This is a genomic window from Paenibacillus sp. LX16, from assembly GCF_036252815.1.
GTDB lineage: Bacteria > Bacillota > Bacilli > Paenibacillales > Paenibacillaceae > Paenibacillus > Paenibacillus polymyxa_B.
Window position 1 is genome coordinate 2,985,397 of the sequence record NZ_CP141152.1, and the last position, 25,789, is coordinate 3,011,185.

The window sequence follows — 25,789 nt, forward strand, 5'->3', positions numbered from 1 at the left end:
ATGTCATAGAAGCATTTAGCTGCATGTTGTAGATGTTTCTGAAGTTACTAAAAAAAACGCTCATTTCATTGATCATTCATAGGAAGTTCTTTCTCTTTTTTGGTGGTGAAGTTTTTTTAAAATGGTCTGCTTAATTTTAGTGGCATTTCTCCTTGTGCGAAGGTTGCGTTAGCTGGTTATTGCGGCTGATGTTGCAACGGAAGTACCATTTATCACTTGCTTGAGAAATCCAGCACTAGGCAGAGAAGCCGAATACAAGCTAACGACTACCGAGTACCCCAAAAAAGCTTTGGTTGCAGGGGCGGGATAGCAGGTCTTGAGGCAACTGCTTTGGCTATGGGGAAGCAGGCCATCAAAGAAGGTGTAGAGGTGAAACTCGGAACGCCTGTTACCGCATCCCTTAATATGCGTCATGGAAAATCTTTATGCTTCTGGGGTGAAAACTTTAACGGATGCCAAATGTGTGGAAATTAAGGACAACGCAGTTGTAATTGAAAACAAGAGGCAACTTCAAGACTACCCTTGTAATTCGGTTGTCGTTGCTATCGGTGCCAAATCACGAAGTTTTGAGAATATAAATGCGTTTTGCAGAGAGCATTACATTCCATGTCATGTTATCGGAGATGCGGTCCAAGCTCGCAGAGCGCTGAATGCCGTGGCCGAGGCAAACGAAATTGCACGGGCGATTTAGGCGAAAAAAGGAGGAATGGAAAATGGAGTGAAAGCACGGGTAGCATAAAGCAAAGATGCTACTGCAAAGTCATGCTGGAGAGATTTGTCTGCTCCCAGCATGACCAAACAAACACGTGGAAGATTTGAAGTAAACACCGAATGAAGAAAGTGCCTTGCCAGCCTTTACTGGCGTTAGGTACTTTCTTCTGTACAAAATACGTGGTCCAGTACATAAACAACAAAAATAGTGTAGGATGTCCTGTTCAATATGTGCTTCACATCGGTCTCATAGTTTGGGAATCCGCGATAACCTAAAGCCAATCTAAAGCCCAAAGGCGATGTTTAAGCTCTTAATTGGTCCACAATAATTTCTTCAGGATATTGAACTGTTCTGCCTCTTCTACCTGTGTATGAAATGCCGCAATGGCATTCAGCATAGCCATTTTATTGGATAAGATTTACAAAAACGTTCATCATGGTAATGATGGTATCGGCAGTCATATGGTCCGTCCTTACAGAGCCGTCTTGCTCTCCAAGTAAGGCAAGCTCGCTGAAAAGCGCGATCAGTTTGTTGTATTGTGCCTGGTAGATGTCTATATCTTCCAGAGGTTGTTTTGACATCGCAACGTAGCATTCAAATGCTTCAATAAGTTTAGAGTTTCGTTGATGCTCTGTGTTCTGAAAAAAGATGAGCGCACCAAAGATTCTGTCCAGCTTGTCGTAACAGTTGCCTTTACCACTTATAATTTCTGACAACACCTCAAACTAGGATTGGACAATCTTGGAAGCAACGGACACGATCAATTGCTCCTTTTTAGGGAAATAGCGGAAGATGGTAGCTACACCCAAACCCGCTTCCTTGGCGATCTCCTGCATCGTGGCTTGTTCAAACCCTTTATTGGTAAAAACGATCTGGGCTGCTTCAATAATATTTATGCGCCGCTTTATTCACAGATTGCTACGCTCATGTTCAAGTCTTTGACTAGGTTGAATGAGGAAGACCTCCTTACAGGATTCAGCTTCAATTATGCTAGCAAAGTTACTTCTTGCTTGTCAATGAACAGGTCCGTATTAAACATAGCGAAGCATATGGATTAACTTTTGCTTGGTTCACGAAGTAAAGTTGCATTCTCACTTTCGAAAATGATAGTAGTACTATCATAATGATATATATAATATCATTTTTTTAAAGTATATTAACTTTACTGGAGGATGAGCCCAATGGCCTACAATGAAAATATTAAAATTGGTGATCTATTAAACCATGAAGAAGCGTTCGTTGTACTGCAAAAACATTTACCTGAATTTGTAAGTGAACCAATATTTAAGATGGCCTCCAATTTCACTTTGGGTCAGCTGGTTGACCTTCCTCAAGTGAACATTCCCCTTTCTACACTAGAAGCAATTAAGAATGATTTGGCTTCAATTGTGTTTGTAGCAGAAAAGACTCCACAAACCTACGCTGCTCCTTCCTCCAGAAAAAACGATGCTTCGCTTGAGGGTAAAGTCATCATCGTCATAGGTGCAGGAAGCGGAATCGGGCGGGCGAGCGCAGTGCTGATGTCAGTAAGAAGAGCCAAGTCACGGCGGTAGTTTTTTAGAAGGATCGTTCGAGGGATTTGCTTCTGACGATCATTACTTTGCCCAGCAGGGTTACCTGGTATTTGACGTTGAGTATCCTCTATCGACACCAAGTGAACCGACTTGGGAGACAACTCCCGCTGCTGTGTCCAGCGCCCTTGCATGGGTCGGTGACAACGCCAGCCGATGGAACGGTGATACGACCAAGATCATATTAACGGGCGAGTCTGCGGGCGGGAATCTTGCTTCTCTCATCGGTTACACCGTTGCGGCAGGGGAAACCCAGAGTGCAGGAAATGTCCCTATTCCCGCAGCGGTTGCCATCGAATATCCGGTCGTAGATCCGATTAAACTGGTGACTACTTTGAACGAAGCGCTAGAGCAGTTCATCGGAGGTCCACTTGCTGATCATCCCGACCGCGTCGCTGCTATCTCGCTTTATTCGGCATCAGCTTGTTTAGTTTCGATTGAATCTGTTCTTAGTTGTATCTCTTGAACGGTTAGAGGTGCCTAACCAACAGTATATTGGAATCCTTAACCATTGAAAAAATTAATATATTTATTAGGAATCATGTATATTCGGGAGTGTTAGCTGAGAGAAGATTTGCGAAAATACTTAAGCATCCATCTAAAGATAGAGACCTTTCAAGAACTTTGCAAAAATTTAAAATAATTTGCCCAATCGTACATGAGGTTTATGCCCTTATGTACGATTTTTTATTTTAGTTTTCGATTTAAAATGAATAGAAGAAATCGAGTAAATTAGCAGAGTGCTAATAATGCAAATTTCCTTTTATTATGTTTAAAGGGTGTGGTCAGTTGAAGAAGTTAAAATTGTTCATTAAAAATGCAAAGGTAGGAGGGAATACTTTTAATGCTTAATCACTCTCCACAAATAAATAAGTTTTTTAAATGGTGTATGGGTATCATTTTTGTGCTCATCATTATATATTTGTGTACACTAGTCGATTTTTTATTTGTACCGATAACTTCGTTAATCAGCGTTGTCTTATTGCCATTAATGATGTCTGTTTTTTTCTATTATCTTCTGCGTCCATTGGTAGATTTACTGGAAAGACATAAGTTAAACCGTTCTCTTGCAATCATACTCATTTATATCGCCATTGCAGCCATTTTAGCTGTCTTTATTGTTGGTATTTGGCCTTCCATACGTAATCAAATGATCAACCTAGTGGATAATGCACCCAGTTTATTTAGTGCATTAGGTAATAAAGTTCATGAATTAGAACAGAATGGGGCACTTTCTGCCATTTTTCCGGGAGACGTTAATCCGCTAACACACCTTACTGAATACTTGAATAAAGGTTTCTTATTAATTACGGATTATGTAACCAATTTGTTTGGTCTTGTTTCCAATGTTACAATCACATTGTTTACGTTCCCTTTAATCCTTTTTTATATGTTAAAGGAAGGGGGGGAATTTGGCCGTAAATTGGTTAGTTTTGTTCCTAAGCGCTTTCTAATCGCTGCAAACGAGGTCTTGGATGATATTGATAGCGCACTTAGCAGCTTTATCGTGGGAAGAGTACTTATTAACTTGGCACTTGGTGTGTTAATGTACTTCGGATTTCTTTTGATTGGACTGCCATATGCCTTATTATTAACCGTCGTTGCGGTGATTATGAATTTTATTCCTTTTGTAGGTGCTATTCTATCATCGATTCCTATTGTTATTATTGGCTTCATTCAGTCACCCTCGGTTGCGATATGGTCACTTATCGTTATTTTATTGGCCCAGCAAATACAAGACAATATCATCTCTCCCTATGTATTCGGTAAGCAACTTGACGTTCACCCTTTGACAGTGATTATTCTTGTGCTGATTGGTGAGGATTTAGCAGGAATTACAGGAATATTGCTGGCCATCCCTTATTATATGACCATTAAAGTAATAATTAGTAAGGTGTACTTGCTTTTTTACAGAGAAAAATGGGAAAATTTATGATTGATATTGAATTTTAGTATGCTAAAATTTATTTTTTTACCCACTCGTACACACGTCATCGCACATGTGTACGTTTTTTTTAAAAGGTACAAAATGATAAAATATAAATATAATGTTTTTTCTAAGTATAAATTTAGAGGTGGACTATGGGCAAACAATCTAATGAACAAGGCCAAGAAGATGTAGACTTAAAGATCTACGATGGAGAAGGTGATCGACTTAATATTTCCAGAGTTCCGATTATATTATGGATCGTTTTCATCTTTATCGAAGGAATTGTTATCCAAAATATATCTACACCATTACCATTTCGAAGTCTATTGTTCTCTCTGGCAATAACTCTGCATGTACTTTTGTACTGGCATGTTCGTAAAGTACTAAATTACGGCTCATGGATCTATTTTATTATTCAAGCTGGAATCATCTTCTTAAGCGCTTTCCTTCTACCTGTCAGTTTCCCAATTGTGCTGATTGGATTAATTCCAATTTTAATCGGTCAAAGCATAGGTATATATTATCAAACAAAAAAAGTTGTGTTGGTGTTTGTTGGCTTCTATCTTCTTTTTTGCCTTGCTATGATATGGCATCGCGATGATGAGAACTCCGTGCTGTTTATTGGGTTGCTCATTCTTATCGTTATTATCGTAGCTGCATATTCTATTCTTTTCTACGGACAAGTCAATGCGCGGATTCGTACCCAAAACTTTCTTACTGAACTGGAGCTTGCACATCAAAAAGTAGAAGAGCTTACATTAGCCAACGAGCGGCAACGCATGGCCCGGGATTTGCATGATACACTGGCTCAAGGTCTTGCTGGCCTGATTATGCAGCTGGAAGCCGTAGATGCCCATATGATAAAAGGCAGCTCGCAGAGAGCCCATGAAATCGTTCAACAGTCCATGTCACAGGCACGAAAGGCACTGGCTGACTCACGAAGGGCGATAGATAACCTACGTTCAAAATCGGCCTCGGAAGTCGACTTTTCCGATGCAGTCCGGGAAGAAGCGCAGCGTTTTACGATGGCTACCGGAATTCGTACATCACTGAACATCAAAATGAAATCCTCGGTATCCAGGCTGTTGATTGAGCATGGGTTACAAATCATAAGTGAATGTTTGACGAACGTAGGCAAGCATTCTTATGCCAAGAACGCTTGGATTAATATTTTGGATAATTCAGATAAAATTACTATAGTGGTCCGTGATGATGGAAAAGGATTTAATCCAGATCTCATTGCCAGACGATCAGGACATTACGGACTCATAGGTATTCATGAGCGTGCGCGTCTGCTGGGCGGAACAATCCAGATCAACAGCACAGTTCAAGAAGGGACATCTATTAAAATAGAGGTACCCCTTACCAAAGGAGATGTATCATGAAATTTAAAATATTAATCGTAGATGATCATTGGGTGGTTAGAGAAGGGCTTAAACTCGTTCTAGAGACAAATGACAGCTACGAAGTTGTGGGTGAAGCGGGAGAAGGGGTAACAGCTATGACCCTGATTGAGGAACTTCAACCGGATGTCATCCTAATGGATTTATACATGCCCCAAATGAGTGGATTGGAAACGATGAAAGCTTTAAAAGAGAAGCAAAATGACACACCAGTTATTATCCTGACTACCTATAACGAAGATGATTTAATGATTCAGGGGCTCTCCTTGGGGGCCAAAGGCTATTTATTAAAAGATACTAGCCGTGAAAATTTGTTTCGGACTATTGAATCCGCTTTAAGAGGAGAGACACTTCTTCAGCCGGAAATTACAGCAAGAGTTTTTGCTAAAACAAGTGAGAAAGAGGTCAAGAGTGAGCTGCATGAAGATACTTCAATCCTGACCGAGAAAGAAAAGAACATATTACAATTTGTTGCGCAGGGGTTTAGAAGCAAGGATATTGCGCTCGACATGGGGATTTCGGAGCGGACGGTGAAAGCTCATTTAACGAACATTTACAACAAGCTCGGTGTCGAATCCAGATCGGAAGCAGTAGCCGTTTCTTTGGAACGAGGCATTCTGAATATTTAAAATTGGTGAATAAAAACATATAATCATTTTGAATTTGCCCAAACGTACATGAGGTGCTTGCCCTTATGTACGATTTTTTTTTTTGTTAACTGTTGTACCATGAAAAGAGAAAGTCCAGTTAATCTCGTAGATTGCTGGTAACCGCTTAGAAGTAAGTCAAGGAGGATGAAATTGTTGAATAGAACACGAATCAAAATGCTAGTCATGGGAATAACTCTCGCCATGGTGGTTTCCGGTTGCTCAAGCGCTTCGAAGGATACCATTGCAAAATCTGGTCAGCCGGTACAAATTCAAAAAGTAAAGATGCAGCCTTTGGCTAATGAATTTAATTTGGCGGGAACATTGCAGGCAAGCAATCAAATTGCGGTTTCCTTTGAAGCGGATGGACGTATTTTAAATACAACGGTTGAAGTAGGGAATCAGGTACATAAGGGGGCAGTCCTCGCGAAATTGGACACATCCACTTATCAACTGCAGCTTGCGAGGGCCAAGGCAGCTATGGATCAGGCGAAAGCCGGTGTTAGTCAAGCAGACGCTTCTGTTCAATCGGCACAGGCGAGTATTCATACTGCACAATCCCAGATTAATTCAGCCCAATCCAAATTACGGGAATTAAACAATGGTGCCAAAAAACAGGAAATTGTACAGGCGCAAAATGCAGTTACGGCGGCTACCAATACCTATAACAAGAAAAAGGCAGATGCCGCCAGGACGCAAAGCCTATTTCAGGCAGGGGCAGTATCATTAACGGAAAATGAGAATGCGCAGCTTGAATTAACCAACGCACAAAAAAGTTTGAGTGATGCGCAAGAGCAATTGTCCCTTTTGCTTGCAGGGGCTTCCCAGGAACAGCGTGCACAAGCTTCGGATGGTGTAGATCAGGCCAGGGCAGGGTTGGAATCGGCTAGGGCTACTCAGCAACAAGGGCTAGCCAGTAAAGCTCAGGCTCAGGCTTCCTACAAGGATGCATTGGTCGCTTATGAGCAATCGGCTTTGGCGATTAAGAAAACCACATTAACATCCCCTATAGCTGGTGTTGTGATTGAGAAAAAGATATCTGATGGGCAGTTGGGCTCCAGCGGAAGTGAAGCGTTTATTATCGGAAATATCAGCACTTTAAAAGTACTTCTTCCCGTACCGGACAGCGAAATCTTATCGTGGAAGAAAAATCAAAAAGTAAATATATCACTTTATAATGAAATTAGAACAGGGACCGTTACTCAGATCTATCCATCGACTAACTCCAAAACGGGAAGCATCAATGTGGAAGTTAGCATTCCCAATCCTGAACTGAATTGGAAGCCTGGTCAAGTCATTAGTGCATCCAAAAGCATGAATCAAAACGAAGCGCTTTTAGTGCCCGTAGAGGCTGTAATTAGTACGGGAAATGACCCGTATGTCTTTAAAGCTGTAAATGGAAAGGCCGTTAAAACAGCGATTAAACTGGGGAAGGTGACTAATAATCAGCTCGAAGTTGTCTCTGGGCTACAGGTAGGCGATCAAATCGTTACGCAAGGAGCAGGAACCTTGTTTAATGGCGATTTACTCGGGAATGATGTACTTGGGAAATCGGAGGAGTCGTCCGAATGATTAAATATATCGTTAAAAAACAGAAAATCACACTTATTTTCTTTGGCATGTGCATTTTGCTAGGGATTTACAACTTTGCATCGTTACCTAAACAGGAGATGCCTGACGTTATTCCTATGTCAGCCAGTGTTACAACTGTGTATCCAGGGGCCTCACCTGAAAGAATCGAACAAACCATTACGAAGATATTGGAACAGAAAATCAAAGAAGTGCAGGGTGTCAAAACCATTTCTTCCACTTCTTCTAAAGGCCAATCCAGTATAAGTATAGAAGCTTTGGATGAGGCAGATCCGACAAAAGTGTGGGCTGATCTTCGTACCAAAGTACAGGATGCACAGTCTGAGCTTCCGGACGATGCGATGCAGCCCATTATCAATGATAGTATGGCAGGCTCCTTCATCGGGTCATACGCAATCACTTCTGATAAAGTTGAAAATCTATACTCGTTAAATGAGTTGATGAATAAATGGAAAGATCAATTAAAAACGGTCCCAGGTATTTCAAAAGTTAATATTCAAGGAATTCCAGAACAAGAAGTACGAATAAGCCTGAACACTCAAAAAATGCAGCAATACGACATCTCCTGGGAACAGGTCGTTCAAGCCATTAAAAATGAAAACGATAGAGTACCTACAGGAAGTCTGGATTTCAATCAGCGTACGTATCAGTTGACGGTAGATGCTTCAACTGACCCCAGTGTTTTAAATAACGTTCAGATTTCAAGCAACGAAGAAGGGTTCCCTATATCCTTGAAGGATATCGGTACAGCCTCGCTTGTTTTAAAAAAAACGGAGAGTTATACGTATGTGAATACCAAGCCTGCTATTTCAATCAGTTTGAGTGGAGATACAGGCACAGACGTACCAACGGTATCCAAAGCGGCAACAGCCAAAATCAACGAACTTGCGAGTAGTTTACCTAAAGATGTACATTTTGAACTACTTTTCGCTCAAAATGACCGTGTAAGTGAAATCTTTGGTAATCTGTCCAAAGAGATGATGATTGCTATTGCATCGGTTATTGTGATTTGTACATTAGGTTTAAACTTGTTGACTTCTGCATTTGTGGCGTTGGCTATCCCTGTTTCTATTGCCATCGGTTTTATTGTCTTGCCGATGACAGGAACGACGCTGAATCAAATTTCAGTTATCGGATTAATCATCGTACTGGGGATACTGGTTGATGATGCCGTCGTGGTCAATGACAACATTGAACGCCGACGCTCTGAATTTGGGGAAGATGCTACGGAGGCCGCAATTAAAGGAACGAAAGAAGTATCCTTATCGATCATTACAGCCACGCTGGCTACAGTTGCAGCATTTGCCCCGCTTTTATTTCTGCCGGGCAATATGGGAGACTTTATTCAACCGATTCCTACTGTAATTTCGTTAACGATGCTGGCCTCCATGATTATGTCGCTTACGATCATTCCTATTTTCCGTCAATGGTACGATAACCGACATAAAGGTAAAGAACGTAGCAAAACGACCAAGCCTCCAGGGCTCCTTGGCAATCAAATTCAGTCCCTCTCTAATGTATACGCTAAAAACTGGATGCCGAGAATACTGCGTCGACCACTTTTCACTGCGCTTATTGGTCTTATGATTGGTACGGCAGCATATGGACTGCTTGCTATTGTGCCCATTCAATTATTTCCTGAATCGGACCAACCGGATGCCACAATCTACGTAACAATGCCAGAAGGAACGTCGTTGCAGGCAACCAATCAGGTTATAACTGAGATTGAGAACTGGGTTAAAAAGCAGCCAGAAACAGAACATCTGGCAGCAACGGCAGGTGGTGGAGCACCTCAAATGTACAGCGATATAGCAGCTGGTAGTGGCTCTGTGGGAGCGGTACACGGACAACTTACTGTTGTTGGTAAAGAAGGAGTCTTTGATATCAAAAAAACAGTGGACAGCTGGACAAGTACGCTGCAAGCCAAATATCCAGCAGCATTAATAAGTATACGTGTTCCTCAATTAGGTATCCCAGTCGGCAGTGCAGTGTCTGTCCGTATTAAAGGAGAAGACCTTGGTAAGCTGCAAACGATGACCACAAAAATAAAAGAAATCGTTGCGGGGACTTCTGGAGCTGTAGATGTGACCGATAACATGGGGATGCAGAGCTATAATTTGAATTTTCAAGTCAACCAGCAGGCCTTGGATAAATATCAGGTTAACTATTCCAACTTAACCCGCACTTTGTTGCTAATGGGTGACGGAGTGAAGGTCACGGATTTTGACACGGGTAAGGAACTGCTGGATATCAATATGTATATGGATAAACCTAACCATGATCCTGAGGTGTTATTCCAACAGCTAAGTGTCACTAATGCGGGAGGAGAGCAGATCCCGTTATCCCAGTTAGCCACGATGAAACCGGACTTTTCCATTCAGCAAATCCACCGCTATGATTTGGAACGGACGGTAACGATTACAGCCAATGCAAAAGGGCGTACGGCTTCGGAGCTCACCCAGGACATCCGCAGCAAGCTTACAAGTACACACTTCGATTCGGGGTACACTTGGGAAATGGACGGGGAAACATCTACGCAGTCCGATTTGTTTAAGGATTTAGGCAAATTAGCCGTTATCGTTGTTTTTCTCATTCTGCTCTTGATCACCATGCAGTTTTACTCGGTTTCCACACCGCTCATTATAATGACGACTGTGTACCTGGCAGCAGCAGGAGGAGTGCTTGGTAGCTTTATTACAGGTATGCCAATCGGCTTTATGAGTATCATGGGTATCATTTCCCTTGCCGGTATCGTCGTGCGTAATGGTATTGTATTGATCGAGTTTATTGAAGATGCACGCCGTGAAGGCGCCGAGTTAACAGAAGCCATCTTAATGGCATGCTCTGCCCGTTTCCGTCCGATCTTGCTCACCTCGCTAACTGCGATCGTCGGAATGATACCGATTGCTACGATGGGAGAAATTCTATTCAAGCCATTGGCAGCGACCATTATATTCGGACTGATTTTTTCAACCATTTTAACGTTGTTTGTAGTTCCGACTCTGTATATGGTTGTAGCTCAACTGAAGCTGAAACGGAAGCATAAGAAGGAAATGCATACAAACAATGATAGCTCATTGTCTCTGTAACGGATACAAAAGAGAAAGGCCATAGCTTTGCTTGAGCATCTACCCGATCGTACATTAGCCTCTTGCCCTAATGTACGATTTTTTTCTTATATGAGCGTACTACAATGAACAGTAAGGAAAAAAGTATCAAAAATCAAAAGCAGTAAAAGTAAATTTTATACGATGCCAAAGGAGAGAGTCGTATGACTGAAAACGAGCAGCACGGTCGCATTCTAATATCAGATGATGTTGTATCCCAAATTACTGGTGTAGCCGCATTGAAGACTCCAGGAATTTCAGCAATTTACGGAGGGTTTTCGAAAGAAGCAAACAAACGTATGAATGAAAAAAATATTAAGAAAGGAATTTCAGTAAAAATTAGCTCGGATGAAACAACTATTGATCTAAAAGTTGTCGTTGATTACGGATGTCCCATCCATGAAGTGACCAGAGAGTTACAACAAAATGTAATGGAAGATGTGATTCATATGACAGGGTTATCCATTGTTGTGGTGAACGTCAAGGTGGAGGGAATTGCTATTCAAAATCGTTAACTTTGTGAAGGATTCAAACCTAAATTCCCGTTCTAGTCTGTTGTTTATCCAAACGTGCATGAATGACCTAACCTCATGCACGTTTTTTTTTATATAAAATTGACTTAGCGTATGTACTGTATACCTGTCGTGTTAATATCGGATATATGGTTATTGAGTCGAAGATCCTTAATTACCTAAAATCATAAAAAACTGCACAATGAATAGCCATCAAGGGAAGTATGTTTCCTACACATGATGAACCTGTACGTCATATAATTCTGTTTAAAAAAGAAGAAAGTAAGACAAGAGACCTGACTTACCTTCTTCTTTCAATTATTAGGTCTGAGACTCGCGCAGCTTTTTCTCCTTTTCAAGAAAAAAGTTATAGAGCGCGCCATAGAGGTTTGCGTCGCTTCGATAAGTACATTGAGTAATCTTCGGATTCGCCATGTGCAGTGGATTTACTCTCTTGATCTCTCCAAGAGCCCAATCCAGACGCTCAATCAATATGGGTTGGGCGTTAATCCCCCTATCGATGGCAAATAATTCTGGGTCGAGAATATACTGAAGGTTCATACTGTGTGCAGCTACCTTTAGGCAGTATTCATCAGGCTTTCTTCCTTTATCAGCGCGAACTTTGAATTAAACTCAGTGGCTGAGCCTTATTTGAAGCGACTGGCTCAGGAAGTTGAACAGTCGGTATTTTTGGCACAATACCAGGAAAAATATTTGAAGCTCTCATTTATTTTGGGCATTCACAGTTCGAACATACTTCAGTATCGTCTAGAATAGGGAGTTCTCCAACCGATTCATATAGGTGCTAGCGGAAAGGCCATTTTAGCCTTTTTATCTGATGACAAGATAAGCGAAGTCCTTGAGCAAGAAGGAGTATAACCAATGACATTCAACAAATATGGACGTAAATCGAGAAAATAAGAAATATTGGATATTCATATACCTATAGCGAACGTAAGAATGAGTCCATCGGCATTGGGGCACCTATATTTGATGCAACGAACCACGTAGTGGGGAGTATCATCTGCGCAATTCCTCTTAGTCTTTATAAAGAGGAATTGCGCAGATTACTATAAACAAAATTTTAGAGGCAGCAAGAGAAATTTCCTATCATCTTGGACTAAATGAAACAGTTGAAACAAAGAATGGCGGAACCCGTTGATCTGATACGTATGTATACGATAAGAATTTGGGACGCAGATTTGCGTAAGCAAATCGAAGCTTAGATTTCAGTACTTAAAATCATGTAGGAAAACATAAATCTAACACCTTTAGAAGTCATTAAATAAGCAGCTTTTTGTGTATAAAGTATCGACAAAACTAGTAGTTTTCTAATAAATAAATCGGTTGATATTCGTCTTTTTCCGTTCCTATGCCTATCACAAAAAGTTATCCGGCGCAGTTATTTACGTACTGCGTCTATTGGTTTTAAAGAAGTTTGGAAAAAATGAACAAGTGGAACAGAATGATGGTAACGCTGGAGGTTACCGTCTAAGAAGCTCCTCCAACCAGAGTTCCAACCGAAATACTTGTCAGGAGTCTGCTGCTGACTGAGGAACTTCATCAACGGTTACAATGCCCATTACTGTTAAAAGTCTGTCATCTCAGCCTAAACTATGATAATTCTTCAGATGATGTAACTCCTGTTGACGATATCAGTTTTGCAGTGCCCAAGGGGAGATACTTGATAATATCGGCAAGTCTGGAAGTGGTAAAAGTGTTACTTCATTGGCTTGCTAAACTTGCTGGGCGCAGCCGGAAAATTCAGCGCGGACAATTGGATTTCAAAGGCAGGGAGATTCTCGACTGGGTGATGCAACAGTCATAAAGGAAAGAAATTTCTTTTATATTCCAAAAACCAATGACTTCACTTAATCCTTTGTTCACCATACGAAACCAGTTAGTCGAAATGATTATGCTCCATTTGCAATTGAAGAAGAAAGCTGCAACTCATATTGCCATTCAGATGCTGGACAAGGTGGGAATTAGAGAGTGTCTATTATAGAAATCAAGGAGTGATTAGCCGTATGAACTGGATCGAATCATTACAGATGGCTATTCATTATATGGAGACCATTTACTCGAAAAACGTTTGAGCAGATCTTTTCATTGGACATCAGATCCTATAATCTTGGGAGGTACCCAAGTCAGAATGCTGGACTGTACTAGATCTTGTTGAAGAGCATTAAAGACTACTCCAACTCAATTGAAAATTGATACAACCATTCGTCAATGCTGTGGTCAGGTACATTTAAAGCACGGTAGGTCGCTGGAACATCCGGGTATCCCCCTACATCTTCCTGACTATCAATTATCTTTCCTCGACCAGTCAGAAAATCGGAGATAATTCGTTGATCTGTTGCATCCCGGTCCTCCGGCCTTGCTCCTGCATGCTCAGTGACCTCCTTTACTACTTCCGAGGCAGCTAGTGCTTCAAGTCCTTCAACCCAAACAGGTGGATTGTCAAGTTCCTTGATTCCGCCAAAAGTCAGCGGGACTGACTTGCCATTACGGTCATAAGCAAGATTATCTTTGAGATAAGCCCAGCCGCTTTTACTGTTCGTTCCGACAATTCCTAACCCTTTAATCGTATCTACTCCATGCCGCATGTAATTCCCGACGATACTGACTCTAGGGCCTTCCGGTTTGATCCCCGTATCCGTCCATTCATTCTCCACGAATCCGAGTCGAATTGCCCATTTTCCTGGATTATAAATGACATTGTTAACAATTACGCCCGTCGAGAATGCTTTGAACCACGGATTACGTTCCATGTTATGGGCATAAAGGTTTCCGATGACTGCCACGTCCTGGACGTAATCATGAACGAGCGTACCCATGGAATGGGGGCCCTTCTCATGAACGGAATTATACAGGCCTTCGGCGATAATACTATTACTGAGTGTTACACGGTGGGTAGTCGCCTTGGTTCCGCTGGTACGAGGACCTGAGAAGGACATGTTCTCATCCACTCCCCAAGAAAAGGAGCAATGGTCAATGACAATGTTATAAGCGGAGGCTCCGTAAGTGGATACATCTGGTTCAAAGCCTGCACCTTGAGTGCTGTCACCGTTGCCCATCCGAAACCGGACGTGCTGCATCAACACATCATGCGTTCTGATCTGCATACCTCCCTGGATGAATGTAATGCCAGGGGAGGGAGCCGTTTGACCTGCGATGGTCACGTAGGGTTCTCTTAGCTCAAGACGCTCCTTTTCTAGATTTATGACACCGCCGACTTCAAATACAATAATCCGCGGTCCCTTGGTTTCTAATGCCGCACGAAATGAGCCTTGCCCGTCATTGTTCAGGTTGGTCACTTTGATTATTTTTCCGCCCCGGCCTGCTGAAGTGTCAGTCCCGTATCCCACGGCTCCCGGGAACACCGGTTGTGCTCCGGCTTCACCCGCTGTTACAGCCCCCATCATCCATATCCACAATAACAACATACATAAGCCTACCTTCCATCCTTGTTGCAAACAGCTTCGTACATCCATTTAGGATATTCCTCCTTTTTTATTATACTAATGATATTATATATATATCCTAATATAACTTCTTTTGAGATTCATTCCAACTATTAGCGCAAAAAGATTGTGAACCAGCCACTAATGTCGATTTTGTGTTTTCTATAAAACTAAAATTACCTATCAACTTAATGCTGCTGGTAGGGTATTTACTATCCCAAGCGCTGGGATTACTCCGTAGTAACGAACGATTGGGTAGCCGTAACTGGAGTTTGCCCCTTAGAATCAACCGCAGATCGGATCTAAAAAAATATGAAGATCACATTACAGAAAGTGCATAAATAAAGGGACTGCTCTCAGAGTGGAAAAACTTATACTCATAAGGAGCCGCGATAATCGCAGTTTTTTGATTTAGCGTTATAAATCTTGTCCAGACCCATGGACAGGGACATAAGTTCAAAACCAATTTGCTATTGCTCAATTTTTTTGGAATATAAAATTTCCAAAAGGTGAGTTTGAAATTAAGTTTGAAGAAAACTTGGTACATCAAATATTATCCAGGGCTCTATCTATGAAAAATTTAGAAACAGACGGATATCTAGTCGGTTATTACGACTATCAATTAAGAAAAGCCACTATTGTTTATAATAGTGATGCATTAAATGACTCAAAGCAAAGTAGGAATAGACTTCATAGGGGCACGTATGAAAATTTGGCTTAGGAAGAAGGGACACGGAAAAAAGATATTATGTGAGGGAGTAGTACTTTGTTCCATATGTATCATCTAAAATGAGTATGCTTGATCGTAGTCAAATGAAATAATTTCACTGATAAATTTATTCGCTGTCCAAAACCAATATTACTTACATTCGACTCATCTTTTCTCTTGGTAAGAACATAAATAGAGGAGGACGAGTCATTGGATCAGACCGGAAGAAGGATTCAGTTAAAGCATTCAATTAAGCCATGATTTACAAAAACTACGACTATGCACTGAGTCTGCTTGTTCAAGGATTATCCTCTTTAATTATGGGCTTGAATCCGCGCCAAATAAGCTATAAAATAATCGATTCTGGCACCATGGGCGACAAATTGCATATAGATACGAGAGAGCAATGGGTCTACACAGCAGACCCTTACAGTTTAACACGGGATGCCAGACATGTGATAATTGGTGACAGATACGGTTATAAAATCGAATCCATTAAAATACTTGACAACTCGACGGTTAGTCAAATGGATAGTAATTTTGTGGAAAGAAAAAAAGGACTCTACAACAGAAAGGCTGTTTTTAATGGATGACATTCACCAAGCAAACGTCTTAAGGGGGAAGGCCGGATTGCTTCTTCGTATGCATCGGATGTCGATCTTGAGTAGTAAGGATATGTACAATTGCTGGACTATAATCTGGACCAATATCAATTTAAGGAAGTCCATCAGATTACTTCATTGAACGGAAAAGACGATGTGGCGATTGAAAATTTGGCTTTTCATCCAATGGACAACATGCTACTATAACGCTTCATTCAAGTGCTTCTGACTACCGCACGGATGAAATGCTGCTTAAACTTATGGACGACAGCGAACTCCTGCTGAGTTCATTACTGCGACATACGGCTGTGGAAAATGTACAGGCGGATTATTGGAATGAACAGAACCTGTACTCTAATGTCAAGAGCAACGGACAGACGATTCACTACAAATGGGATGCACTAACTGGTAAACAGCACCTATTGTAAGACGGTAAGGCACTCACACGGATACGTTAAAGAGGCTCAGGAGGAAATCCCCTGAACCTCTTTTTTACTGACCTTAAAGCTGTTTGACCAGTAATACATGAGGAAGTCCATCCTCTATGAAAACCTCAGAGGCAGTTTGATAGCCGAGTTTATGATAGAAAGGTTCCGCTTGTGTCTGTCCATGCAACTTGGCTTGGTTTAAGCCTTTGTTTAAGGCATGTTGCTCAAGGAATGTAAGGATCATTTTGCCAACGCCGTGCTTACGGTGGCTGGCTAAAACACATATTCTTTCAAACTTAGCTATGCCATCTACGATTCTCCATCTGCTGGCGCCTACAGGCTGGCCTTGATCCCATATCACCATATGTTCTGCTTCTTGATCATAGGCATCAAATTCTTCTTCGTGCGAAATTCCTTGTTCTTCGACAAATACAGCTTTCCTGATTTGATAGGCTGCCTTGAGTTCTTCCTCAGTCATGACTATTTTTGCATTCAATGCTGTTCACCTCATAATTATTAGGATGAGTTGCAAACCCATGAGCAACCGCGGCTTAGGGAGTAATCTTAAATTCAATTGTCCAGTCGAAGATATCACTGTTTACCTGAATATTCTATCAAAATAATCTCTAGGTTCAAAGTTTTTTTGATTTCATCGTCTGCATATCTTTTTCGTTACTCTTTATATCTCTATCCTCTTGGATTCGTTGCATACCTTATATGATAAGCGTCATGATTACATTGATCCTCAATGTCCCCAATGTAGTAATGAGGGATTAAATGATTAATGATGTTCAGAGAAAGCCGAGCTTTTATGTTTGCAAAGTGAATTAGGGCACGACAGGGGGGATCTGCATTCCTCCAAGTACGATTTGACCACCGCATGGGAGAGCTCTCCCTCGAAAGAAACAAGGCTTCAATTATCGATAATTCTAAGTATCATCCGACACCCCCCCAAAGAGATCGCTTCGCTTTGAAGTGAGATATCCAAAACATTTTTTAATGAGAACGGGATGTACACTTCTCAATTTCTGAAACCTCAATTCACTAAGAGGGACAGAGAAGAAATTTAGAAGGTTGTTGTAATATTTGAAGAATATGAAGTACGCGACATTAGCTAAAAATATCTTCACGTATCATCCTATTCGTTCTTCTGTCGCCAAGGAGATTCTTAGAGGGTGATAAATCTGAAGAATAATCCATAAGAATGCTCAATCATGTTTTTTCACATTTAACCATGTTAAAATGAAAAAATAATTAGAGATATGGCATGGAGAGAAGGCAGGGAGAATCAATGAAACCAAAACTTAACGATGTTGCACAATTAGCTGGAGTTTCACCGACTACGGTTTCTCGCGTACTTAATAATCGTGGCTATATCAGTCAAGAAACGAAGGATCAAGTTCATAAAGCGATGCAGGAACTGAATTATTTACCAAATGATGTGGCTCGGTCATTATTTAGTAAACGAACAAATCTGATTGGATTAATCATTCCGACTACAAGCAACCCATTTTTCGGAGAGCTGACTTTTCATATAGAGAATATTTGTGCGTCATTAGGTTATAAGCTGTTGCTTTGTAACAGTTTGAATCAGCTGGATAAAGAAGAATCTTATGTGGATATGCTTATGCGAAATCAAGTTGACGGTATTATCGTTGGTACACACAACCAAGGTATCGTAAATTATGAACAGAAGAATATTGCCGTCATTGCGATCGATCGCTTCCTATCCGATTCAATCCCAGTTGTAGGATCGGATAATTATTTGGGTGGAAAACTGGCGTCAGAACTGCTTATTGAAAAGGGGGGCAAGCATATCTTACACATAAATGGCCCTGTTGAATTGGAAACACCGGCAAGCTTAAGAAGAAAAGCATATGAAGATGTGATGGAGCAGTGTGGTCGAAAGGCAATTACCTATGAAGTACATGATCCCTTTCACCAACAGAATCACGATGAACCGATTGAACGCTTGCTTGATGAACATCCTGAAGTAGATGGATTGTTCGCGAGTAATGACTTGGTGGCAGCGTCTTTTAATTGAAATCAAAGAGTAGAGCTCTTTTTTTTTCGAAAATATGTCAAGCGGTTGACATATAAATGAGGGAGTTCAAATCTTTGCAACACATGGAGGAGCTTAAACGTAAGTAAAACCAATCCCCGCTAACCAACCTTCATTGGTTGGTTAGCGGGGATTGGTTTGATGAGAAATTACTCTCAAGTCAGCAAATGCTATTACCGGGATCACGTGTACATCAAATGGAATTATTGAAAATATTACTAGTCGCTTCGGCGGAAACAGTAGTCAAAATGGCATTGAGTTAAAGGAAACCGCTACGGGACTCGATATTCACTTATGCATAACCATTCAACACCGATTAAAAGTGCCAGAAGTCTGTAAGGTACTTCAATCGAATGTTAAGGAAGCTGTTGAAAATTTCACTGGAGTAAGCATTGACCGCGTTAATGTAACTATTGTGGGGGTATCCATTGATTGATCTCATACGGGAAACGTTAACCATTCATCAAACGAGAAGGTAGCCGATCAACTTGATCGACTACCTTTATCCGTTTTTTCTTGTATAAGAATCATTAGTAGGGGCGAACGGTTGTGGACAAGAGCATTCATCTTGAAGTTATCCTAGATGTATGCGAGGTGCGGATAAGGGATAACTGTTTGTTGGGTCCTGGCGTTCATGTCTATACGGCACCACACCCCATAGATCCATATGAACGAATTAAAGACCCTGAAAATGGAGCACCTGTTTCTATTGGCAACAATGTTTGGGTATGCGGAAGAACTGTGTCGATTGGCCATAAAGTAATCGTCGCATCAGGAGAGGGGAATCCTGCCAAAGAGATCCGCTCGATAAATCTGAGTGAGGATCTTAACTAAGAAGAAATATATTTAGTCTCATATAGATGTAAGATTTAAATTGAAGAGCTATATCCAAGACAGGATTGAACCATGAGGTTTGAGAATCTTTCATGTGAGTGATTGATTCAACTTCAGAAGGAATATGCAACGAAGCTCCTCTGCCACGTGAATCCTTACACTGGCTTAGCCCTAATCGACGATCCGGCGGTTATGACCATTCAGATCAATAATGAGGATTCGGTCTTTAAGGGCACGGAAGATATAAAGGATACGAAGGGCATCGTACCGTACGGACAGGAGTTGCAACGCCGCTTTAACCGGTACCTGCTTGCCAAATATGATACAAGGAAGAATCTGTCCGATGCCTGGACATTTAATGGCGTCTGTGCTCTAGGCACAGAGGAAGATCCGGAGGAGGGCACCGTGCTTTTCCCGGAGGGAGATTTCTATCAGGTTCAGAATAACCCTATGGGTGAATGGACAGGTATAGAGAGCCCCGCACGCTATGCCGATTTCACAGAATTCGGCATTTATATTAACCGTCGGTATTATGGCACAATGATTGACCATGTTCGCTCTCTGGGGGCGAAAGTACCCATTGTGACTAGCAACCTATTAAACGGCGCTGCGGATGTTTATTCCCATGCTGACGGCGACTTGATGGAGAACAATACCTACTTCAACCATCCGATACCTCCCTTCGACGAGGCTAAGCCGAAAGTGGCAGATATGCGGGAATATGTAACTTCCAATCCATTGACCGTTCATAAGGACGGCTTGTTTCTTCGCACTAACATGCTTCCGATGGCCAGCACGGCAGTGGTGGCGGGCAACCCCTTTATCTTGAGCGAGTGGAACGAGTATGGTGTTAACCCGTTCCACTCCACGGCGTTCATTTCGATGGCAGCCTATGCCTGTCTGAACGAATGGGATGGTCTCATCGTTTATTGCTATCATACGTCTGAAAGCTGGAACGGCCAGCCTGCCGATGAGATTACCAACATATTTGATGTTTACAACGATCCATCCCTGATCTGTCAGTTCGGTTTTATGGCCGCATTGTTTCTCGGGGACCTCGTGCGTCCGGCGGAGCACCGGGTGGATCTGGTCTTCACGCAGAACGATCTGAAGACCCTGCCGCCAGCTTTCAGTATGCCGAACGCCTATCTCCCTTACATTACAAGCCTGCGCAACGTATTCTTGGATCAAGGGGATGCCTATACCGGTGACGCAGACGTTGCTGTTACCGCCGGATTTGTAAACAATGGCGATCTTTCTCAGGCTAAACGCGCCGTATATTACGCCTGGTCTCCATATCGGGACGCCCTGCGGCACGCGAACGGCGAAGGGCGGCTGGAGCGTCTTGCCGCTCCAGGCAGATGAAGAACTGCCTGGAGCGAAGCTGGGCGACAGGATCCTGGTCTTCAATGAGATTGCTCCCTTGGCTGGCGAAGGCGATTACACTACGTTTGCCGCAAACCTGGATGCGCGCTCAAGCGTTGGGGCCTTCTGCCCGACGACCGAGGACTCGTGGGCAGTGCCCTCGTCTCCGATACCGGAGAATTGGCCTTTGATCCGAAGGCAGGCACCTTCCGCATCCGCACCGAAGGCTGTTCTTACTTCAGCGGCGATCCTTCGGACGGCATCGCGTTGACAAAGGATTATTTCCCTTTCTCTTATCAACCATCGCATCTCAGCGGCATTGCTGCCTGTAAAAGGCACTTCCGTAGAATGCTCAGAAACCTACCTTTTGACGGTCCTCGGCCACACCGGCATGGACGAAACCATCTTTACCACGGAAGGCTTATTTACGACTGTCGATTTTCAGGGGAAGCTGTACGCGGACACCCCGGAAGGAACCTTGTTCGTGCGCTGCAAGTCCGCAACGCTTACTGCTCTGGACACGGTGGGCACGCCAATCGCCAACATCGAATGCGCTCCTGCTCATGACGGCGTGATCTTCGTTCTGGACGGAACAATCCCTGCTGTCCATTTCCTGCTGGAAAGGAAATAAGGCTAGAGGTAAAAAGTTCAATGCAGCAAAAGGCAATTTTACCGATTATTTCGTGAGCGTTGCGAGATGTAGTAGCGTTATAGTGCACGGATTTAAATAGGAGGAATCGAAGCCGGTGGTGAACCATCGGCTTTCTTATTATTAGCGTGGCCAGTCAAGCTAGACACAACCAGCTTATTAGTGTCCAACCGGGGCAAGAGCCGAGTCGCCTAGAAGCTTCGGCATCTGGAACATTCAAGAGCTGATTCAGCTGAACTTTGGGCCGCTGTATGGATTATCTTTTACCGGCCTTCCTGGTAAGGGAACCACTGTGTGAGTACATATTCCAAAGTTAAGGGGAAAGTAAGCGCTAACATAAGATCTCAAAGGAAATCGAAACTTTTCCCCGTAGGTGCTGGCTTTGAAGCCTACTACAATAAAGGAGGACACAGAGAAACATACTGAAGGAGGCTGCTTATGAGTTCGAAAATAGAGGAGGTTGCGGTGCGGACCCCCAAAAAGGTTAAATGGTTGTCCCCACTACAGGAGCTAAGGAAAAACTGGGTGCTATATGCGATGTTCATCCCGATTGCTGTTTTTTTTATCATCTTTGCCTATATACCGATGACAGGCATCATTATGGCTTTTAAGGAATTCAACTATAGGGATGGCATCTTCATGAGTCCATGGAACGGACTGGAGAATTTCGAATATTTTTTTCAATCCGGCAAGGCATGGCTTGTGACCAAGAATACCATCATGTACAATCTGATGTTTCTGGGATTTTATACGTTCTTCTCAATTTTAGCCGCGGTGCTGATCTCGGAGACATACAACAAATTTTTCAAAAAGGCTACCCAAACTTTTATGTTTCTGCCTTATTTTATTTCCTGGGTTACAGTGTCCGCATTTGTGTATAATTTTCTGAATTATGAATTCGGAATTGTAAACGTTTTCCTGAGGAATATCGGGTTTGAAGCTATAGACATCTATTCGTCTGGCGGCTATTGGTATCTTCTGCTCCCGCTGCTATACGTGTGGAAGTGGGTTGGCTTTGGCAGTGTCCTGTATCTAGCGGCAATTGTAGGGATTGATCAGGAGATTTATGAAGCAGCAACAATTGACGGCGCTAGCCGTTTTCAAAAAATCATGAAAATCACGCTTCCTTTGCTCAAGCCTACAGTGGTAGTGCTGATTCTGTTGGGGCTAGGAAGGATTATGCGCGGCGAGTTCGATATGTTCTACCAACTGATCGGCAACAACGGCGCGCTGATGAATTCCACAGATATTATTGATACATTGGTGTTCCGCTCGCTGATGGGCACGCAGGATTTTGGCATGGCTTCTTCGGTGGGGCTCTATCAATCGGTACTCACACTGATTATTATCCTGTTCGCTAACTACCTTGTCCGCCGCTATGACAAGGATAACGCACTGTTCTAACTTGACCATAAGAAAGGAGGAATCTTTATGACAAAAAACAAATTGAATTCGGCGCCCGTCTTTAAGGCCTTCTCATACATTGTTGTCTCGCTTATCGCAGTTCTATGTTTGATGCCTTTTATCGTTCTAATCTCCGGCTCTATTTCGGAAGAAGGGCAGGTTTTAGCCAAGGGTTATTCCTTTCTGCCACGCGGCTTTTCGTTGGATGCCTATGCCTACATCTTCCGCAATCCCGGTGAGATTCTTTCTGCTTACCGCGTCTCGCTGATCGTGGCGGTGGTTGGAACGGTGCTTTCGCTGCTGTTCTCCACGATGGCGGCCTATGTAATGTACCGTAAGGAAGTAAAGTACCGGAATAAACTAGCGTTTTTTCTGTTCTTCACCACATTGTTTAACGGTGGATTGGCCCCTTATTTCATCTGGATCACCAGTTATTTGCATCTGAAGAACACTCTTGCAGTACTAATTTTGCTCCCCATGTTCAATGTTATGTATGTGCTGATTCTGCGCAGCTTCATACAGGGCTCTGTGCCAGAGCCGCTAGTGGAATCGGCCAAAATTGACGGGGCGGGAGACTTTCGGATTTTTTGGCAGATGGTGTTGCCGCTCTGCAAGCCCGCACTCGCTTCTATTGGTTTGTTCACCATTCTGGCCTACTGGAATGACTGGTGGACCCCGATGATGTTCACTGACAAGGAGCAATACGTGCCATTGCAATATTTACTCTATAAAATGTTGTCTTCAATGAACATGTCTGCGGCTATGGCCCAACATATGTCGGCTCTTGACACGCCTAAAGAAACGTTCAAGCTTGCTATGACAGTGATTGCTACAGGACCAATTGTGATTCTGTTTCCGTTCCTTCAGCAGTATTTCGTAAAAGGTATTACAATTGGCGCCGTAAAAGGGTAAACCCTACTGTGCGGATGCAGAGGCAATACGTTTGTGAGTCCTGCATAGATGGGGATTTATATATAATTGCGATTTTCAGAGGGGGAATAAGAGTGAGAAAAGTAAAGAAAAAAGTTATGTTGATCCTGACAACGTTGCTGTCACTGACGATGCTGCTGTCTGCCTGCTCGAGTAGCAACGATGCCGCCACAAGGCCAGAACCGAATCAGAAAGAGGAGGTTGTGCTGAAGGGTTACCTGCTCGGTGAAGCACCGAAGGGTATGCCGGATGTGCTCGCGAAGCTCAATGAAAAGCTGAAAAAAGACATCAATGCCACCATTGATCTGAATTACATCGGCTGGGGGGATGTGCAGTCGAAGTATCCATTGTTGTTGGCCTCAGGCGAAGATGTGGATTTTATCTTTTCGGCAGATTGGAATTATTATGTCGAACAAGCGAATAAAGGAGCCTTTTATGAACTTAAGCCTGAGGATATAGCCAAATATATGCCGAAGAAATCGGCTGCTATTGATCCTACAGCTTGGGAAGAGGCCAAGATTAACGGTAAAATCTTTATGATTCCAAAAACCACTCCGGACAGCAATGTCTTTGTGGCTGTACTACGCAAGGATATTATGGCGGAAGCAGGCCTTACCGAGGTGAAGAGCCTCTCTGAAATTGGTCCTTATCTGGAAGCTGTTAAGAAAAACCATCCGAATATGATCGGCCTAAACCTGGACTCTCAGGTTGATCTTCCGACACCGTATCAACAGCTGATGCGTGATAAAATTGGCTATACAGGCGGTCCTTTCGGAGGCGGTCCTTTGGCTCAAGGAGTAGCTTACGATTTTACAGATCCGACTGGGAAAATCTACAGCATGGTAGAGGAGCCTTACCTAAGCGCACAAAAATATGCTGCCGGCATCATGAAGGACTGGTATGACAAAGGTTATGTTAACAAAAATCCATATTCAAATAAGATCCGCTCCAAGGATAATTTTGTGGAAGGCAAATCTGCGGTAGCGTTTGGCAACAGCATAGATATTGCATCCACCCTAGAAGCTGCTCAAGCGAAAGGAATTGAAACCTATATCATTCCGTCCTTGATGCCAAATGGTAAGGTCCCAATTGGAAATTATATAGGAGCTGGAATTTCCATTGCGGCCAATTCCAAAAATCCGGAACGTGTGATGCAGGCGTTCGACCTTATTATGGAAGATCCTTCTTATGTGTATTTGACTTATTTCGGCATCGAAGGCAAGAACTACGTCATCACACCAGACGATAAAATCGGGCTGCCGGAAGGGATAACAGCCGATACAAATACCTATCCTCCGGATGCTGCGGGCTTCTGGTTCGTAAATAAGGCTTTGTTTAAGCCGATGAGTACTTGGCCACAGACTTATATTGACTTTTGGAAGAAACAGGACGAATATAATACCTCAGACTTCGCATTAAAAGGCTTCTCCTTCAACTCGGAGAATGTCAAGACGCAGATTGCAAACTTGGCCAATGCTTCGACACAATATGCCAATCCAATCTATATCGGCGCAGTCAAGGATGTAGACAAAGCATTTGACGAACTGGCCAAAAATCTGAACAGTGCTGGTCTGGATAAGGTCAAAGCAGAGGTGCAGACCCAGGCTGAAGAATTTCTGGCAAAGAAGAAATAACATTTGATCACCGTCGAATAGGGAAATGAATGAGTTACCGGTCATGGTACTTTTTGAAGAGCGCAGCAGGCAAGCTGCGCTTCTTTTGGCAGATGTTAGTATACGACGAACTGAGAGAATCGCTTGTAATAAATATCAAATGGAGAGTGAGAGATGATGAGTAATATTAGCTTAATGCCTCAGTTAAAGAAGGAAAATGGGATATTCAATTTGTATGTCGATGGAAATCCATT

At 42.6% G+C, this 25,789-nt stretch carries 23 protein-coding genes and 3 pseudogenes; 21 read left to right on the plus strand and 5 right to left on the minus strand.

Translation table 11 applies throughout. The features are described from left to right. Window positions 1-463 precede the first annotated feature (463 nt). Window positions 464-691 (plus strand): hypothetical protein, encoded by a 228-nt coding sequence (locus T3H97_RS12995; protein ID WP_328799907.1) that lies wholly within the window; start codon window positions 464-466, stop codon window positions 689-691. Between the two features lie 425 nt (window positions 692-1,116). Here the strand turns inward: T3H97_RS12995 and T3H97_RS13000 are convergent, their stop codons facing one another. Both T3H97_RS13000 and T3H97_RS13005 read right to left on the minus strand, forming a co-directional pair. Continuing rightward, on the minus strand, window positions 1,117-1,293 hold the full coding sequence (locus tag T3H97_RS13000; protein ID WP_272640800.1) for a hypothetical protein: 177 nt from the start codon (window positions 1,291-1,293) through the stop codon (window positions 1,117-1,119). A 144-nt stretch (window positions 1,294-1,437) separates the two neighbouring features. Further along, a complete protein-coding gene (locus tag T3H97_RS13005; RefSeq protein ID WP_328802822.1) occupies window positions 1,438-1,620 on the minus strand; it encodes a TetR/AcrR family transcriptional regulator in 183 nt (60 codons plus the stop codon). Window positions 1,621-1,893: 273 nt separating this feature from the next. On the opposite strand from T3H97_RS13005, the gene T3H97_RS13010 reads away from it, so the two are divergent. The 8 genes and pseudogenes from T3H97_RS13010 (at window position 1,894) to T3H97_RS13045 (ending at window position 11,475) form a co-directional block, all read left to right on the plus strand. Further along, window positions 1,894-2,265, plus strand: coding sequence for a hypothetical protein (locus T3H97_RS13010; RefSeq protein WP_328799908.1), 372 nt, complete (start codon window positions 1,894-1,896; stop codon window positions 2,263-2,265). A gap of 49 nt (window positions 2,266-2,314) precedes the next feature. Further along, window positions 2,315-2,749, plus strand: a pseudogene (locus T3H97_RS13015) (alpha/beta hydrolase); the annotation flags it as partial. A gap of 378 nt (window positions 2,750-3,127) precedes the next feature. Beyond that, complete coding sequence (locus T3H97_RS13020; protein ID WP_328799909.1) at window positions 3,128-4,219, plus strand: AI-2E family transporter; 1,092 nt, start codon at window positions 3,128-3,130, stop codon at window positions 4,217-4,219. A 146-nt stretch (window positions 4,220-4,365) separates the two neighbouring features. Further along, window positions 4,366-5,598, plus strand: a complete 1,233-nt coding sequence (locus T3H97_RS13025) for a sensor histidine kinase (protein WP_328799910.1) — start codon at window positions 4,366-4,368, stop codon at window positions 5,596-5,598. Beyond that, window positions 5,595-6,245 (plus strand): response regulator, encoded by a 651-nt coding sequence (locus T3H97_RS13030; protein ID WP_272640804.1) that lies wholly within the window; start codon window positions 5,595-5,597, stop codon window positions 6,243-6,245. Before T3H97_RS13025 ends, T3H97_RS13030 begins: the two co-directional genes overlap by 4 nt. 165 nt (window positions 6,246-6,410) lie before the next feature. After that, a complete protein-coding gene (locus T3H97_RS13035) occupies window positions 6,411-7,835 on the plus strand; it encodes an efflux RND transporter periplasmic adaptor subunit (RefSeq protein ID WP_328799911.1) in 1,425 nt (474 codons plus the stop codon). Then, window positions 7,832-10,942 carry an efflux RND transporter permease subunit gene (locus T3H97_RS13040; RefSeq protein ID WP_328799912.1) on the plus strand — a complete coding sequence of 1,037 codons (3,111 nt, stop codon included), beginning with the start codon at window positions 7,832-7,834 and terminating at the stop codon, window positions 10,940-10,942. The genes T3H97_RS13035 and T3H97_RS13040 overlap by 4 nt, the downstream gene beginning before the upstream one ends. A gap of 182 nt (window positions 10,943-11,124) precedes the next feature. Continuing rightward, the gene (locus tag T3H97_RS13045) at window positions 11,125-11,475 is read left to right on the plus strand and encodes an Asp23/Gls24 family envelope stress response protein (protein ID WP_272640807.1); all 351 of its coding nucleotides are present in this window, start codon (window positions 11,125-11,127) and stop codon (window positions 11,473-11,475) included. A gap of 318 nt (window positions 11,476-11,793) precedes the next feature. Here T3H97_RS13045 and T3H97_RS13050 read toward each other — a convergent pair whose 3' ends face one another. Continuing rightward, window positions 11,794-12,033: a hypothetical protein gene (locus tag T3H97_RS13050; protein ID WP_328799913.1), complete on the minus strand. Its 240-nt coding sequence runs from the start codon at window positions 12,031-12,033 to the stop codon at window positions 11,794-11,796. Between the two features lie 356 nt (window positions 12,034-12,389). Between T3H97_RS13050 and T3H97_RS26425 the strand changes: the two genes are divergently transcribed. Beyond that, on the plus strand, window positions 12,390-12,548 hold the full coding sequence (locus T3H97_RS26425) for a hypothetical protein (RefSeq protein WP_420793139.1): 159 nt from the start codon (window positions 12,390-12,392) through the stop codon (window positions 12,546-12,548). Between the two features lie 608 nt (window positions 12,549-13,156). Next, entirely contained in the window at window positions 13,157-13,300 is a 144-nt protein-coding gene (locus tag T3H97_RS13055) for a hypothetical protein (RefSeq protein ID WP_023988748.1), read from the plus strand. Window positions 13,301-13,664: 364 nt separating this feature from the next. On the opposite strand, the gene T3H97_RS13060 is transcribed toward T3H97_RS13055, so the two are convergent. Then, the gene (locus T3H97_RS13060) at window positions 13,665-14,969 is read right to left on the minus strand and encodes a pectate lyase family protein (RefSeq protein ID WP_023988749.1); all 1,305 of its coding nucleotides are present in this window, start codon (window positions 14,967-14,969) and stop codon (window positions 13,665-13,667) included. Between the two features lie 1,362 nt (window positions 14,970-16,331). Here T3H97_RS13060 and T3H97_RS13065 point away from each other — a divergent pair. Next, window positions 16,332-16,457 carry a hypothetical protein gene (locus tag T3H97_RS13065; protein WP_328799914.1) on the plus strand — a complete coding sequence of 42 codons (126 nt, stop codon included), beginning with the start codon at window positions 16,332-16,334 and terminating at the stop codon, window positions 16,455-16,457. Window positions 16,458-16,495: 38 nt separating this feature from the next. Then, entirely contained in the window at window positions 16,496-16,678 is a 183-nt protein-coding gene (locus T3H97_RS13070) for a hypothetical protein (RefSeq protein WP_328799915.1), read from the plus strand. Between the two features lie 73 nt (window positions 16,679-16,751). Here the strand turns inward: T3H97_RS13070 and T3H97_RS13075 are convergent, their stop codons facing one another. After that, window positions 16,752-17,174: a GNAT family N-acetyltransferase gene (locus T3H97_RS13075; RefSeq protein ID WP_023988752.1), complete on the minus strand. Its 423-nt coding sequence runs from the start codon at window positions 17,172-17,174 to the stop codon at window positions 16,752-16,754. 795 nt (window positions 17,175-17,969) lie between these two features. On the opposite strand from T3H97_RS13075, the pseudogene T3H97_RS13080 reads away from it, so the two are divergent. The 8 genes and pseudogenes from T3H97_RS13080 to T3H97_RS13110 all read left to right on the plus strand — a co-directional run. Next, window positions 17,970-18,713: pseudogene (locus T3H97_RS13080) on the plus strand (LacI family DNA-binding transcriptional regulator); the annotation flags it as partial. 175 nt (window positions 18,714-18,888) lie between these two features. Then, on the plus strand, window positions 18,889-19,176 hold the full coding sequence (locus tag T3H97_RS26430) for an Asp23/Gls24 family envelope stress response protein (RefSeq protein WP_420793140.1): 288 nt from the start codon (window positions 18,889-18,891) through the stop codon (window positions 19,174-19,176). 140 nt (window positions 19,177-19,316) lie between these two features. Then, window positions 19,317-19,574, plus strand: a pseudogene (locus tag T3H97_RS13085) (acetyltransferase); the annotation flags it as partial. 102 nt (window positions 19,575-19,676) lie between these two features. Continuing rightward, complete coding sequence (locus T3H97_RS13090; RefSeq protein WP_328799916.1) at window positions 19,677-20,939, plus strand: alpha-amylase family protein; 1,263 nt, start codon at window positions 19,677-19,679, stop codon at window positions 20,937-20,939. A 367-nt stretch (window positions 20,940-21,306) separates the two neighbouring features. Then, entirely contained in the window at window positions 21,307-21,570 is a 264-nt protein-coding gene (locus T3H97_RS13095; RefSeq protein WP_328799917.1) for a hypothetical protein, read from the plus strand. 456 nt (window positions 21,571-22,026) lie between these two features. Then, a complete protein-coding gene (locus T3H97_RS13100) occupies window positions 22,027-22,992 on the plus strand; it encodes an ABC transporter permease (RefSeq protein WP_328799918.1) in 966 nt (321 codons plus the stop codon). Between the two features lie 27 nt (window positions 22,993-23,019). Next, window positions 23,020-23,904: a carbohydrate ABC transporter permease gene (locus T3H97_RS13105; RefSeq protein WP_328799919.1), complete on the plus strand. Its 885-nt coding sequence runs from the start codon at window positions 23,020-23,022 to the stop codon at window positions 23,902-23,904. A 92-nt stretch (window positions 23,905-23,996) separates the two neighbouring features. Beyond that, on the plus strand, window positions 23,997-25,556 hold the full coding sequence (locus tag T3H97_RS13110) for an ABC transporter substrate-binding protein (protein WP_328799920.1): 1,560 nt from the start codon (window positions 23,997-23,999) through the stop codon (window positions 25,554-25,556). The last annotated feature ends 233 nt before the right edge of the window (window positions 25,557-25,789 follow it).